Source organism: Niallia nealsonii (assembly GCF_002835805.1).
Classification (GTDB): Bacteria; Bacillota; Bacilli; order Bacillales; family Cytobacillaceae; genus Niallia; species Niallia nealsonii.
This window is the reverse complement of sequence record NZ_PISE01000029.1, coordinates 12997-28906: the sequence shown is the minus strand read 5'-3', so window position 1 is coordinate 28906 and position 15910 is coordinate 12997. Positions and strand designations below refer to the sequence as shown.

The window sequence follows — 15910 nt, the reverse complement described above, 5'->3', positions numbered from 1 at the left end:
CTAAACAGACCATCCTCCATTAAGGGATAAGATTTGTCCTGTCATATAAGAAGATTTTTCTGAAAGCAAAAACAGCACACTTTCTGCTATTTCTTCTGGTCGTGCCATTCTTCCCATAGGTATCTCACCCTGAATAGATGTTTTTTCCTCTTGGGTAAAACTTGCCATCATATTTGTATCGACAGCACCTGGAGCAATTCCATTCACCCTTATTCCATTAAACGCCAACTCCTTGCTTAATGCTTTGACAAAGGCAATTTGCGCTCCCTTAACCGTAGAATAGGCGACTTCCATACTTGCCCCTATTTGCCCCCAAATAGACGAAATAACAATAATGTTACCTTCTTGTTTGGAGAGCATTTTCGGCAGAAGATCTCTTGAAATATACATAATAGAAGAAACATGAATATCCCATAGACTCTCTACCATTTCATCTTGTATATCTGTAAACAGCCCATAATGGCTGATTCCGCTAGTATGAACGATTCCATCAATGGAAAAAATAGAATTTATAATATTTTTATAATCCCCTTTTTTTCCTAAATCACAGCGAATAGGCAGATAGTCTTTCCCAAAAGGCTCCAGCTCTTTCAGTAATGTTTTCATTGCTTGTTCATTTTGATTATAATGCAAGTATAAAGAATAGCCCTTACTCGCCAATAAATAGGCAACTGCCCTTCCAATTCCTCCAGTTGCTCCTGTTATTAATATAGATTTCTCCAACAGCCCTGCTCCATTTCTAAAATAATTATCTGATGCTATCCACAAAGAAACAGACACAATGACTTTTCTCATTGTGTCTTTCCTAAAAACTCTTATCTCATATTGATTTTATGGATTGAAATTCTTATGCTTTCGGTACAACTTGACATACTGTAATCCGATCTTCTTCAATTAACCGTTTGGCGGCATTTGCTATATCTTCTACTGAAATTTGCTCAATTGTTGGAACTACATCAAAAAGGTTCATGTCATTAAAGGAATATCTTGTAAACTGATTGGCAATATATTCTGGAGAGTTAACAGCACGCAAAAATGCACCGATTTTTTTCTTTTTTGTCCGCTCTAACGTATCGTTTTTAAATTCAGCTGTTAACGCGCTTTTCAGCATTTCTTTAATCGATTCCGCTAACTTGTCAGGATCACTCGTATCTCCGCCAATCATTGCAAAACCAAAGCCTTGTTCCTGTGTATAATCATAAGAGAATGAATCATCGATTAGCCCCGATGAAAATAATGTTTGATAATTTTCTGAGCTATTGCTGAATAAAAGATCCAACAGTATGTTAATCGACAACTCATTTTTCAGCATGTCAGCACCAGTCTGATTTACATCTACTGCTTTTATGCCCACTAAACATTTTGATCCATGCACATTCATTTTCAACACTTGTTTTTTCTCATGAACTTCATTTGGTTCTTCTTCAAATTTGCGCTGTATTTCACTTTTATTTCGATATTCTTTTTTCCCTTGATTAGTTTTTATTTTCTCCATATATTCTTCTGGGTCAACTGGACCAACAATAAATAGAAGCATATTGCTTGGATGATAAAACGTATGATAGCATTCATACAGCATATCTTTTGTTATATGGGAAATTGATTCAATCGTTCCTGCAATATCAATTGAAACAGGATGATTTTTATACATATTTTGAATAAGTCCAAAATACAGACGCCAGTCTGGATTATCATCATACATCGTTATTTCTTGACCAATGATTCCTTTTTCTTTCTCCACTGTTTTTTCTGTAAAATAAGGATCTTGCACAAAATCAATTAAGGTTTCTAAATTATGCTCCACATTGGATGTGCTGGAAAAAAGATAGGCGGTTCTTGTAAAAGAAGTAAAGGCATTTGCCGATGCTCCTTGTTTGCTGAAGTTTTGAAACACATCGCCATCTTCTTTTTCAAATAATTTATGCTCTAAGAAATGGGCGATTCCATCTGGAACTTTTGTATATTCTGTGCCATCTAATGGGATAAATGTATTATCAATTGACCCATAATTTGTGGTAAACGTACAAAATGTTTTGTTGAATCCTTTTTTCGGTAAAATATATACTTTTAATCCATTATCGAGCTGTTCATAATAAAGGTTTTCTTGCAACTGTTCAAAAGAAATTTTCTCCATTATGCATTCCCCTCCGATCCTGTTAAGAAATACACCGTATCTAATTGGATTTTTCCTGCTACTTCTTTAATTTCTTCTTTTGATACTTTGCTGATCCTTTTCAGCCATTCAGACATTTCCACATATGTCCCACTTACAGCATTATGATAGAATACTTCGATCATTCCTCTTGGAGTATCCAATGTTTCAAGCATTTGATTATGGATAACTGCTTTTGTCTGCATAATTTCTTCTTCCGTAAATTTTCCCTTTTTCATTAAATCTAATTGCTCATTAATAATGGAAACAGCCTTTTGATAGTTTTGCTGATCAATTCCAGACATAACAAGGAGTAGCCCCTTATGACTTTCCACACGACTTGCTGCGTAATAGGCAAGACTTTCTTTTTCTCTGACATTAAGGAATAGTTTGGAATGAGAAAATCCTCCGTATATTCCATTAAACACTTGAAGAGCGTAATAATCTTCATCCCCGTATACCACATTTGTGCGGTAGCCGATGTTTAATTTGCCTTGTTTAATATCTTGCACTTCTTTAATTTCTTTGTCTTTTTCTACTGTACGGGCCAGTTTGCGGTCAATAGTTTTGATTTGTCTTTCTTTAAAAGGAAAAAGGGTTTCTGCATAACCAGCTACCTCTTCCACTTCCAAATCACCGACAATATAAACATCGATTTGATCTTCATTTAATGCTGTTTCATAATAAGAATATAAATCTTTTGCTGTAATAGCATCTACTTCTTCTTTTTCTCCATTGACACTAAGCGAATAGGCTTCCTCTTTACACATTTCTTGGATTAAACGAAAATTAGAATAGCGCATTTTATCATCATACACAGACTGAATTCTTTGTTTTAATGCCCGTTTTTCATTTTCGAGCGTTTGTTCATCAAAAGCTTGGTTTAAAGCATTAGGGTGAAAAATAATTTCCGCTAAAAATTCCATCCCTTTTTTTAATAATGGAGTAGGATCAGATAAAAATTTCTCATTAGCTATTTCTAATGAAAAGGAAACAATATGATATTCCCCTTTTTTGGATAAATCTACAAAAAAAGTAGCACCATACAACTCTTCTAAATACGAACGCAAAGCAGTTGTTGTACTGTATTTTTTGGAACTATTTTGCAGAATATATGGCAAAAGAGCACGTTTTGTAGCATTTTCTTTTTCTAAGGGAGTTTTCCATTTAATCACAATGTTATTTGTTTTAAATTTATCGGTTTTAACAGTATGTAAATTAAAACCTTGAAACTTTTGTATTTGCTCAGTCGCAATACTCATGACATTCCTCCTAATTGTTTCTTTATTACTAGTCTATTTTGTAAAGTAAAAGCCTACTAAATAGTATTCTCTCTATTTATGATGATATTCTAACTATAACGGTCTTGCTCTGTCATTTTCAAGTTATAGGAGGGAATTAAGAGAAAATTATGGAAAAAAGGTAAAAAGCAGTGATCTAAAGTATTTTGGATTCTCCTTGCCTCTCATGTCTTCTCGTTTTTTTACGCCGCCCTTTTTTATTCGCTGTCCTTCCTTTTTTGCGGAACTTGTGGGGAAAACTAGACAAATTCAAATTTAATATAGGTTGATTTCCGTTCCAGGATGCTCGCTTTCCGCAGGGCGGGAAGTGACCCTCCTCGGCGTAGGTCTCACCTGTCCCGTTAATCCCACAGGCGTCTCGCACCTTTCACTCCAATCAACCTGTTTTAACAATGGATTTCATTGAAACTATCCGAAAATCAACAATCTTTTAGAAAACAGCCTTAATATAAAAAGAGCCATCCAATGATAAATCGACCATTGGATGGCTCTTTCAAAATAAAGGAAAAAAATTATCTGCTTCCTTTAATATAAGGAACACCAGATGCCTTCGGCGCTTCAGCACGGCCGATAAATCCTGTTAACGCAATAATCGTTAATACATATGGTGCGATTAATAAGTATACATTGGGCACATTTTCAAGGAACGGAAAGCTGCTTCCAACAATACTTAAACTTTGTGCAAAACCAAAGAATAATGCTGCTCCCATTGCACCAAGTGGATTCCATTTACCAAAAATTAATGCAGCAAGTGCCATAAACCCTTGTCCACTAATCGTTGCATGAGTAAAATCATTTGTAATGGATTGTGCAAATACAGCACCTCCAATTCCGCCAAATGCTCCTGAGAGAATAACCCCAATATAGCGCATTTTTGTTACGTTAATTCCCATTGTATCAGCAGCCATCGGATGTTCCCCAACAGAACGGAGACGGAGGCCAAATGGCGTTTTATACATAACAAACCACGCGATAATAGCAACAATAATTGCTAAATAAGAAGTCCAATATGTGTTTGTAAAAAATAGTTCCCCAATAACCGGTATATCTTTTAGTACAGGAATATCGACTTTTTTGAAGCTATATTGAATCGTATCTGTTTGTCCTTTTCCATAAATCAATTTGACTAAAAACATGGCAAGGCCAGCAGCAAGCAAGTTGATGGCTACACCGGAAACCGTTTGGTCAGCGCGAAATGTAATCGATGCTACAGCATGCAGCAAAGAAAATAATGCGCCAATAACCATCGCAAACAATAAAGCGATCCAAGGCGTCCATGCACCCAAACTATCAGCAAATGTTAAATTAAATACAATGGAAGAAAATGCTCCCATTAGCATTAAACCTTCTAATCCAATATTAACAACTCCAGCTCTTTCTGAGAAGTTCCCGCCAAGTGCGGTGAAAATAAGCGGTGCAGCCCATAATAGCGAAGAAGGAATGACAATTAACAAAACATCCATTAATCCCACTTACTTCTCCCCCTTTTTACTTTTATTTTTGCTTATTTTCTCCAAAAATAAGCGAATCATATAACTTGATGCTACAAAGAAAACAATTAAAGCAATGATAATATCTACCATTTCATTTGGAACACCTGCTTCAAGAGGCATATTTAATGCTCCTACTTTTAAAAATCCGAATAGGATAGAAGCTAAAACAATGCCAATTGGTCCATTTGCTCCAAGAAGGGCTACAGCAATTCCATCAAACCCTACTCCTGTAAATCCGCCTTTAATACTAGCATATTCAAATGTGCCCAAACCTTCCATTGCACCTGCAAGACCTGCAAATATACCAGAAATAACCATAGAAAGAATAATATTGCGATTTACATTCATTCCTGCATATTGTGATGCCTGCTGGCTAAAACCAACTGCTTTTAACTCATATCCTTTTGTTGTTTTTTCTAAAATAAACCACATGATAAAAACACATAAAAGGGCAATTAAAATTCCCCAATGCAAACGAGAATGATCTGTAATGCTTGCTAAAAAGTCCGAACGCAATGTTGCAGAAGGAAAAACGTTTTCTGTCCTGTCCGCCTTGTCTGTTATTACATTGCGAATCATGTAGTTTGTTACATGCAAGGCAATATAGTTCATCATAATGCTGACAATTACTTCATGTACACGAAAACGTGCCTTTAAAAATCCTGGAACAAATGCCCATAGTGCACCAGCCGCTGCTGCTGCAAGAACAGCAAGAGGCAAATGAATAACTTTTGGCAAGTCGAATGCTACCCCAACCCAAACGGCTGCTGTCCAGCCAACAATTAATTGACCCTCTACCCCGATATTAAATAATCCTGTACGGAAAGCAAATGCTACAGCTAAACCTGCCAAGATTAACGGTGTCACCTGGCGAACAACTTCCCCTGTAAAATACACTTCTCCGAATGCACCATTCCATAATGCCGTATATGCATCAACAGGGCTATATCCTGTAACAAGCATAATAATCGTTCCAACAATCACACCAAGCAGTACAGATATGACGGGAATACTTATTTTCTTTACTGTATTAGACATTCTTCTCCACACCTACTTTTTTATCATTGGATCCAGCCATTAATAGACCTAACTCTTGTTCTGTTGTTTCTTTTGGATTTACTGTAGCAATAATTTGACCATCAAAAATAACAGCAATGCGGTCACTTACATTTAATATTTCATCCAATTCGAAAGAAATAAGCAGAACGGCTTTGCCATTATCACGCTGCTCAATCAAACGTCTATGAATAAATTCAATTGCGCCAACATCCAAGCCTCGAGTCGGCTGTGCCGCAATCAATAAATCAGGATTGCGGTCTACTTCCCTTCCGATAATGGCTTTCTGCTGATTTCCTCCTGAAAGCGCTCGAGCCGGTGTATGCATGCTTGGTGTTCGCACATCAAATTCTCCAATAATTTTTTTGGCCTGTTTATCCATTTCCTTTTCATTTAAAATGCCATTATTAGAATAAGGTTTTTGATAATAGTTTTGCAGAACAATATTTCGGCCAATAGAAAAATCCAGCACCAATCCATGTTTATGACGGTCTTGGGGAATATGACCTAACCCGCTTTCGGTTATTTTGCGAGGCGTCAACACACTTATTTCTTTGCCATTTAATGTGATGCTGCCAGAATCTTTTTTAATTAGCCCAGTAATAGCTTCAATCAATTCAGATTGACCATTTCCATCTACTCCAGCAATCCCAACAATTTCGCCTGCTTTTACATCTAGGTTAAGAGATTTCACGACATTAATTCCTCGTGAATCTTTTACATTCAAATCTTTGATAGACAGCACCGTCTCTTTAGGTTCAGCAGGTTGCTTATCCGTTTTAAAGGTAACTTCTCTTCCCACCATCAAGTTAGCAAGTTCGTTTGGATTTGTGCTGCTTACATCATATGTACCAATTCCTACCCCTTTCCTAATAACAGTCACACGGTCACATACTTCCATAATTTCTTTTAACTTATGTGTGATTAAAATGATGCTTTTTCCTTCTTTAATCAGCGTTCGAAAAATAGCAATCAATTCTGTTATTTCCTGAGGAGTTAATACGGCTGTCGGTTCATCAAAGATTAAGATTTCTGCCCCGCGATATAATGTTTTTAAAATTTCTACCCTTTGCTGCATCCCAACCGAAATATCAGCAATCTTGGCTTTGGGATCAACCGAAAGTCCATATTTTTCTGAAATTTCCCGCACTTCTTTTTCTGCTTTTTTTAAGTCGATTTTCCCTTTTTTTACCGCTTCTTTTCCTAAAATAATATTTTCAGTAACAGTGAATGTATCTATCAACATAAAATGCTGATGAACCATTCCAATTCCTAAATCATTTGCAATATTCGGATTGGAAATCTCCACTTTTTTTCCTCTAGCGCGAATCTCTCCCTTTTCTGGCTGATACAAACCGAAGAGCACATTCATTAACGTCGATTTTCCCGCACCATTTTCTCCAAGCAATGCATGGATTTCTCCTTTTTTCACTTGAAGTGTAATATTGTCATTGGCGACGATACCAGGAAATTCTTTGCGAATATTTAACATCTCAATTACATATTCCATTCGTTTCACTCCTTTTGTTGTACGGAAAACATAAACATTAGCTAAAAATTTTCCAGCTAATAAATGGCAAAATCAGTACAGTTAGAAAAATCTATCGATAAAAACTGCCAAAAGTTGTTCCTTATGTATTTTCTTATCTTACTATAATTTTACCAGGATAAAATTTTTTATAAAAAATAGAAGCAATCTTCTATTCTTTAGATAAAATTTTAACAAGATAAATAAAAAACGCTGCAAACATTTCTACAATCCCTTAGCCTGATTATCATTCATAAGCGATAAAAAAGGAATAAGTGTTTGCAAAGCAAAACACTTATTCCTGTCAAAAATTCTTAGCTAGTCATTACTTAGCAGGTTTATCAGGAACAGTGTAGTCACCGTTTTTAATTTTAGCTGTCCACTCTTCAACAGCAGCATCGATATCTGCTTTGTTTTCTACTTCTTTATTCACTTCAGAAAGACCAACGCCATCTTCTGCTAAACCATAAACAAGTGATTCTCCACCAGGGAATTTACCATCTTTTGCTTTATTAGAAACGTCTTGCACTGCTGTAGCAACACCTTTTAAAGCAGATGTTAATACGATATTGTGCTCACCAACAACACCTTCATTAGATTGATCAGAGTCAACCCCAATTGCCCAAATATATTTATCTGGATTTTTTTCTTTTAATTCACGAGCTTCTGTAAATAATCCAGCACCTGTACCGCCTGAAGCATGGAATACTACGTCAGCGCCTGAAGAATACATTTTGCTTGCAATTGTTTTCCCGATTTCCGGTTTATCAAAAGCACCAGCATATTGTACATCTACTTTTGCTTTTGGATTTGCAGCCTTTACTCCATCAACAAATCCAGCTTCAAAACGACCAACAACTTCCCCTTCAACACCGCCGATGAAACCAATTTTATTTGATTTTGTTGCTTTACCAGCAGCAACACCAGCTAAGAAAGAAGCTTCTTGTTCTTTAAATGTAATGCTTGCAACGTTTGGCAAATCAATTACAGAGTCAACAATCGCAAAATGTGCATCTGTTTGCTGTTCTGCAATTTCTTGCACTGCTGCTTGCATCAAAAATCCAATTCCAAATACTAGGTTATTCTTTTGACGTACTAAGCTGTTTAAGTTTGTTGCATAATCAGCATCTGATTGTGATTGCAAATAATCAATACCATCGCCTTTTTCTAAGCCATTCGCTTTACCAAAAGCTTGCAAGCCTTCCCATGCAGATTGGTTAAAAGATTTATCATCTACTCCACCAACATCTGTTACCATTGCAACTTTAAATGCATCTTTATTCTCTGATGCATTTTCCTTATCATCGCTTTTACCACAAGCCCCTAAAACAGTCCCAGCAGCAAGCACTAAAGACAGCGCCAAACCAAATTTACGCTTTTTCAAGGTTTGTACCCCCTAATTTGTATTTGTATTGTGTTTAAAAAGTGAGAATGCATTACAATAGTCTTTCCAAACATTAAGAATAAATTCGTTTTCTTAATACTTGGAAACTGAATTTATCAGCTCTAAAGTAATTAACCGAATAAAGAATAGGCTCGTCCTTTTCATCATAGTGCATTTGTTTTAATACAAGCAACGCAGTTTCTGGCTCACACTGCAGAACAGGAGAAATTTTTTCATGATAACCAATCGGCTCAATTTCAGCAACAGCATATGTAATGTTAATATTCGCTTCTGTTTCTATCAGCTGAAAAATCGATTCCTTTTCATAGGAAAGATGTTCAGGCAAAATCTTCGTCAGCAGTTTATCTATACAATAAACAACTGGTTCGCCATTTGCTGTTCGAACACGTTCAATTACTAGAAACTCCTCTTCCGCCTGTACAGTGAAGCGGCGGCTATCTTCATCCGTCGAACATTGAGTATATGAGCTTAAAAAAATTGTTCCTGGATTCATGCCAGCATTGCGAATCATATTTGTTACACTGTTTAATTGCTCAATCCCCGACTTAAACATCGGTTTGCAATTGACAAATGTACCAACACCATGCCTGCGGATAATGACATTTTCTTCTTCTAACGTGCGCAGCGCTTCACGAAGCGTTGCTCTGCTTACACCTAATCTCTTTGCCAGTTCAAATTCAGATGGGAATTTTTCTTTTTCTTTATATATCCCCTTCTCAATGTCACTTTTTAAGCGATCAACAACTTGCAAATATAAATGTCGACTATCAGACTTGATAAGCATGCTTTGCATCCCCCAAATAAGTTTTCTAAGACATCAGACCTCTGATGTTCAATCATTCCTACTAATCGAAAATACTATAACACTTTTTCCAACATAAATAAATAGAGTTTTAAGAATTTAATCAAAAAAATAGAAATAAACAAATAACTAGACAAGACTACACTAATTATTGTTTATTTCTACCATTTAATTAGACTATTCCTATTTTATTTTTCCAATAAAAACCAACTTTTTCCTATAAAACCTCTTGGAATACAAGCTATCTTAATCTATACATAGAAAAAAGAAAATCAATTAGTATAACCTATTTCGCCTCTCTAATCTCTATAAAACCTCTTCTGACTGTTTAGAAACTAGAACTGTTCTTGGTTTACTTCCCTCATATGGGCCGACTACTCCTCTTGCTTCCATTTCATCAATTAGCCTTGCTGCTCTTGTATAGCCGATGCGAAATCTTCTTTGCAGCATACTTACAGAAGCTGTCTGCATTTCTGTAATCAATTCTACGGCTTCATCATACAGCTCATCTTCGACTGCCCCTTTTTTCTCCACAACTTCATCTGGAATCATGTCTTCTTGATATTGGGCTTTCTGCTGGGCAATAACAAAGTCTACCACTTCTTCCACTTCTTCATCTGAAAGAAATGCACCTTGAACTCTGACTGGTTTGCTTGCACCATACGGGAAAAAGAGCATGTCTCCTCTTCCCAGCAATTTCTCTGCACCACCCATATCCAAAATCGTTCGAGAATCGGTTTGGGAAGAAACGGCAAAAGCAATTCGAGATGGAATATTTGCTTTAATAACACCTGTAATAACATCAACAGACGGCCGTTGTGTCGCAATAATTAAATGAATGCCTGCAGCACGAGCCATTTGTGCAAGCCTTGTAATAGCATCCTCTACATCAGAAGAAGCAACCATCATTAAATCAGCCAACTCATCCACAATTACGACAATATAAGGAAGCAATGGCTGTTTCTCATTTTCTTCCCTATTATATTTTTTAATATATTCATTATATCCTTCAATATTTCTTGTACCTGTATGAGAAAATAATTCATATCTTCTTTCCATCTCACTTACTACCTTTTGCAGCGCCTGTGATGCTTTTTTCGGATTTGTCACAACAGGTGCCAGCAGATGAGGAATACCATTATACACATTCAACTCTACCATTTTTGGATCAATCATCATTAATTTTACTTCATGTGGTTTCGCCCGCATCAATATACTTGTAATAATTCCGTTAATGCAGACACTTTTCCCGCTTCCAGTTGCTCCAGCTACTAGCAAATGAGGCATCTTATTTAATTCTGCTGATACAGCATGTCCCGTAATATCTCTTCCAAATGCAATTAAAAGCTTTGCATCCCGTTTATCGTCTTTGTTCGCTTCTAGTACTTCTCTTAAACCAACCATTGCCACTTCAGAATTCGGCACTTCAATTCCAATTGCCGATTTACCTGGAATTGGCGCTTCAATACGTATATCTTTTGCCGCTAATGCTAAAGCTAAGTCATCACTTAAATTAACAATTTTGCTAACCTTTACGCCAACATCTGGATGAACTTCATATTTTGTTACGGCAGGGCCTAGATGGACTTCTGTCACTCTCGCCTTTACGCCAAAGCTTTGAAATGTCCGCTCAAGTTTTGCAGCATTTGCGTGAATTAACTCATATTCCCCACTTTGATCTGTTTTCCGCGGGAGTTTTAATAGTTTTAAAGACGGCAATTCATACTCCGTATTTTCCACTTCTGTAAAAGCAATTGGTACACTTTGCTCTTCTTCCGGCTCCTGTGTGACTGTTTCTTCTATCTTTTCTTCCTCGTTTGAATAAGCATTTTCTGCAAATGTGGATATAACCGGTTCTGGTATGTATGGTTCTTCTTGCGTTCCTTGCGGCGGGTTGACAATTAACGGCGTCTGTGCTTGCGGCTGCTGTTGCTCTGTTTGCGCCTCTTGTCTGCGACGTTCTTTTTTCATTTGTTTTTCTTCTTTTTTTGCTTGTTTTTTTGCTTGGCTCTTTTCCTTCCATTCTGTTAGATCTTCTTTAAAGGCTATCCACTGTCCAAGCAAAAACTCCCAAATGGAAAGCATCACTTTGCGAAATGCCCCACTTAATGTTTTTCCAGTTAAGAGCATGCCTCCAATAATGATTACAATAAAACTAATCATCTTTGTTCCTGCTGTATCAAATAAATAATGAAACAGTGCAAATAGCACGGCGCCAATCATGCCGCCTCCAAGATCGACAGTACTTGATTGTTTATTCACTTCCATCCAAAATATTTGCCATGTATTATAAATAACACTTGGATTTTCAAATCTGCCTTGGCTTGACAGCATATTAAAAAGAGTGACATGACTTAACAGCAAAAAAGCTGCTACTATCAAGTATATTCCATTTAATTTTGTACTCCAAAGAAATGGTTTTTCTCGCTTCCACATTAAATACCCGCCATATACAATCATTCCAAGCAGACAAAGCATGTACCATTCCCCTGTAAAGAACCGAAAAAACTCTACTATTGTTTTTCCGACAACCCCAAGCTGTAGAATGGAGATAATCGCAATTGTTATCACCACTAATGCAGCCAATTCATATTGCAAAGTTTGCTTTAGTTGTTTTTTCTTTTTGGTTTTTCTTTTTTTCCTTTTAGCCATGTTATCACCTAATAATTTTAAATTTCAATTTTTTCTTCATCCACGCAAACTATTTCTTGTATATTTATCCATTCAGCAAGCATAATCCTTTGTTTTCATCAAAATAATTGGAAAAGTATCTTCTTATTTTTTGAAACACGGAGAGCAGCCTTATCTGTTGGCTGCTCTTTTTTTGCACTTATACACCAGTTTTTCTTTTGGCTCCGTTAAACTTGTCTGTTGATTTCGACTATAGGCATTCCCTTTGAAGCGTTTTTCAAAGAAGGAGTCTCGCACCCTTCACTCCAATCAACAAAGTGCCAAAATCAACAATAAACTTTAACATAGCCTTTCTTTTAATTATATTATAACATAATTAAAAAATGAAAGATTCATTTACATTCAGCTTTGTCCCAGGTTGAATGGGAGAATGCAAATAATGATTAGGGTCTGTACTTAAAATCCGAATCACTTCATATTGATGTGGTTCATTTAATTCTACAAGCAAAGGTATGCCATTATAGTTGATTACCCGCTGTTTTTCATAGATATCTTGGTGGATTGGAAATATTAATTCATCCGGCATCATCGTATACATGATCATTGTACCAAGCCTTCATTCTTTTCTTTTTGCAGATCAATCAATTCATTCAGCTTTGTCATTGCTTCCCCAACGCCGCCAACCCCGTCAATCAGTCCTGATTTTACTGCATCAATGCCAATTACATTTGTGCCAATGTCTCTTGTTAAATTTCCTTTTGCAAACATTAAATCTTTAAATTCTTCTTCGCTGATTTGGCTATGCTTCTTGACAAAATTCACTACTCTTTCTTGCATTTTATCCAAATATTCAAATGTTTGGGGCACACCTATTACAAGTCCTGTTAATCGAATCGGGTGTATCGTCATTGTTGCTGTTTCTGCAATAAAAGAATAATCGCATGAAACCGCAATTGGGACACCTATTGAATGACCTCCTCCAAGCACTAAAGAAACGGTTGGTTTGGAAAGGGATGCAAGCATTTCCGAGATTGCTAAACCTGCCTCTACATCGCCTCCCACAGTATTTAAAATAACAAGCACCCCTTCTATTTTGGGGTTCTGTTCGATTGCCACGATTTGTGGAATAAGATGTTCATATTTAGTCGTTTTATTTTGTGGGGGAAGCTGCAGGTGCCCCTCAATTTGACCAACTATTGTTAAACAGTGAATTTTCGAATCTTGAGCCATTTGTGGAACATTCGTTTGACCCAGCTGCTGTATTTTTTCCATTAAGCTAGATGGCTTATCTTCCTTCGGCTGTTCATCTGTATTATTTCTTTCCGTATTATCTGTCACAATAAAATCTCCCTTCCTTACACAATATATATGTAGTATGAAGCGAGAGTGGCAATTTCATGCGAGCCAAACAGGAAATAAAGTGAAACTTCAATCAGTAGCAATTTTCATCATGCGGCAGTCGAACAGTTGAGATGGGCAGTTCCCTCTTTTCCGAAGGAGATTTATTCTCACCTAACTCATTAAGCTATGCCCTTTCTATTCCTTAAAGATGAGTTCTTCTCGTCTATTCAGGATAAAATAAAAAAAACTGTTTCAGCAAGCAAACGCACTTGCCAAAACAGTTCTTTTTATCTATTTCGTACAGGTTTCACTTCCATAATAATCGGAAGAATCATTGGTCTTCGTTTTGTTTTTTCATATAAAAATTGATTTAATGTATCACGAATATCTTGTTTGATGCCGGTCCAATCAAAACTTTCCTTACTGATGCTTTTTTCAACAATATCTTTAACACGAGTCGCCGCTTCTTCTAACAGCTGTTCAGATTCTCTTACATATACAAAACCTCTTGTAATAATTTCAGGCCCTGCAGATATCTTTCTTTCTGCTTTATTTAAAGTAACAACAACCGTTAAAATACCATCTTGTGAAAGAAGTTTCCGATCTCTGAGCACAATATTTCCAACATCACCGATTCCGCTTCCATCAATTAACAGATTTCCAGCAGAAATTTTCCCTCCATTGCGGAACTTTCCATCTTTCCATTCGATTACTTCTCCAATTTCAGGAATAGAAATATTTTTGCGATTAACGCCACATTCTTCCGCAATTTTTGCATGAACATGCAATAAGCGGTACTCCCCATGTATTGGAAGAAAATACTTTGGCTTCATCACATTAATCATAAACTTTAATTCTTCTTGACTGCCATGATTGGAACTATTAAATAATTTATTTCCTGAAATAACCTTTGCACCAGCACGATACAGCATATCAATCGTTTTTCCGACAAAAACTTCACTACCAAGAGTCGGTGATGCAGAAAAAAGAATCGTATCTCCTTCACCAATTGTTACTTGTTTATGATGTTTCCTTGCCATCTTTTGCAGCGCTTCAACCGGTTCACCTTTTGCTCCTGTTGTTAAAATGATGGTTTCACTCTGGGAATAAGACTGCACTTCATTTAATGAAACAAGTACATCTTCTTCCACTAGCAAATAATTATTTCTTAATGCGATATTTAATATACGCTGCAAATTTTTCCCCATAATTGCCACTTTGCGCTTTGTTTTGGCAGCCGCATCAAAAATATGCTGAATTCTATTTAAATCCGTTGCATAAACTGCTGCAATAACTCGGCCGTTTGCACGCAAAAATGCATGGTATAGTTCTTGTGTTACCGTTGCATCAGAAACGGAATATCCTGGTTTATCTGCATCTGTGCTTTCTGATAATAAACAAAGTACCCCTTTATCGCCAATTTTCGCCATTTCTCCGTATTCTGCTTTATAAAGAGGTGCCGCTGTCTGGTCAAATTTAAAATCACCAGTATAAACAATAGCTCCTTCTGATGTATGAACGACTACCGCTACACTATCTGGAATGCTATGATTTGTTTTAAAAAAAGAAACCGTTGCTGATGGAAATTTCAGTACTGATTTTGATGTAATTATTTCAAACCGTGCTTGTCCTTTAAAATCTTGTTCTTTCATTTTTTCTTTTGCAAATTCTGCCGTTAAACGCGTCGTATAAACCGGTACATCCAGTTCTCTTAAAAAATAGGATAATCCACCAATATGGTCTTCGTGTCCATGTGTTAAGAAGATCCCTTTAACTTTTTCCGCATTTTGCTTTAAATAAGTAATATCTGGGACCACAATATCAATTCCCAGCATTTCATTTTGTGGATACATTAAGCCGGCATCTATCACAAATATGTCTTCGTCCACTTCTACAGCAAACATATTTTTTCCGTTCTCCCCTACTCCTCCGAGGGCGACCAGCTTTATTTTTTCATTTTTCATAAATTTTTGTTTCCTCCTATGTTGAGTTAGGCCGACCATTGATCAGTTATCATTATTATACTTTATGTTTGAAAAAGTTTACAACCAATTTATCGAAAACATCTTATTATAGGAGAAAAATCTTATTATTTTCGACCAAAACATGTAAACGCTCACATACTAACTGTTACAAAATTGGCATTGCTTAGCAAATCTACCTCCTTATAAAGGATTTTAGTATAATTCATGTAGAAACAC

The 15910-nt window shown here is 36.4% G+C and carries 12 protein-coding genes; all 12 read right to left on the bottom strand.

What is annotated here, in order from left to right; genetic code table 11:
• The 12 genes from ymfI to CWS01_RS13505 all read right to left on the bottom strand — a co-directional run bounded on the left by ymfI (position 1) and on the right by CWS01_RS13505 (position 15673).
• A complete protein-coding gene (gene ymfI / locus CWS01_RS13565) occupies positions 1-723 on the bottom strand; it encodes an elongation factor P 5-aminopentanone reductase (protein WP_101177781.1) in 723 nt (240 codons plus the stop codon).
• A gap of 124 nt (positions 724-847) precedes the next feature.
• Complete coding sequence (gene yfmH / locus CWS01_RS13560) at positions 848-2134, bottom strand: EF-P 5-aminopentanol modification-associated protein YfmH (protein WP_101177736.1); 1287 nt, start codon at positions 2132-2134, stop codon at positions 848-850.
• Positions 2134-3414: an EF-P 5-aminopentanol modification-associated protein YfmF gene (yfmF, locus tag CWS01_RS13555; protein WP_101177735.1), complete on the bottom strand. Its 1281-nt coding sequence runs from the start codon at positions 3412-3414 to the stop codon at positions 2134-2136. Before yfmF ends, yfmH begins: the two co-directional genes overlap by 1 nt.
• 551 nt (positions 3415-3965) lie before the next feature.
• Complete coding sequence (locus tag CWS01_RS13545) at positions 3966-4925, bottom strand: ABC transporter permease (protein WP_101177733.1); 960 nt, start codon at positions 4923-4925, stop codon at positions 3966-3968.
• Positions 4926-5984, bottom strand: a complete 1059-nt coding sequence (locus CWS01_RS13540) for an ABC transporter permease (RefSeq protein ID WP_101177732.1) — start codon at positions 5982-5984, stop codon at positions 4926-4928. It lies immediately after the preceding gene.
• Positions 5977-7512, bottom strand: a complete 1536-nt coding sequence (locus tag CWS01_RS13535) for an ABC transporter ATP-binding protein (protein WP_101177731.1) — start codon at positions 7510-7512, stop codon at positions 5977-5979. Before CWS01_RS13535 ends, CWS01_RS13540 begins: the two co-directional genes overlap by 8 nt.
• A 343-nt stretch (positions 7513-7855) precedes the next feature.
• A complete protein-coding gene (locus CWS01_RS13530) occupies positions 7856-8914 on the bottom strand; it encodes a BMP family lipoprotein (protein ID WP_101177730.1) in 1059 nt (352 codons plus the stop codon).
• 73 nt (positions 8915-8987) lie between these two features.
• The gene (locus CWS01_RS13525; protein ID WP_101177729.1) at positions 8988-9719 is read right to left on the bottom strand and encodes a GntR family transcriptional regulator; all 732 of its coding nucleotides are present in this window, start codon (positions 9717-9719) and stop codon (positions 8988-8990) included.
• A gap of 324 nt (positions 9720-10043) precedes the next feature.
• Positions 10044-12389 (bottom strand): DNA translocase FtsK, encoded by a 2346-nt coding sequence (locus CWS01_RS13520; RefSeq protein ID WP_101177728.1) that lies wholly within the window; start codon positions 12387-12389, stop codon positions 10044-10046.
• Positions 12390-12744: 355 nt separating this feature from the next.
• Positions 12745-12972 carry a YlzJ-like family protein gene (locus CWS01_RS13515; protein ID WP_101177727.1) on the bottom strand — a complete coding sequence of 76 codons (228 nt, stop codon included), beginning with the start codon at positions 12970-12972 and terminating at the stop codon, positions 12745-12747.
• The gene (locus tag CWS01_RS13510) at positions 12969-13706 is read right to left on the bottom strand and encodes a ClpP family protease (RefSeq protein WP_101177726.1); all 738 of its coding nucleotides are present in this window, start codon (positions 13704-13706) and stop codon (positions 12969-12971) included. Before CWS01_RS13510 ends, CWS01_RS13515 begins: the two co-directional genes overlap by 4 nt.
• Before the next feature lie 290 nt (positions 13707-13996).
• The gene (locus CWS01_RS13505) at positions 13997-15673 is read right to left on the bottom strand and encodes a ribonuclease J (protein WP_101177725.1); all 1677 of its coding nucleotides are present in this window, start codon (positions 15671-15673) and stop codon (positions 13997-13999) included.
• Positions 15674-15910: the final 237 nt, after the last annotated feature.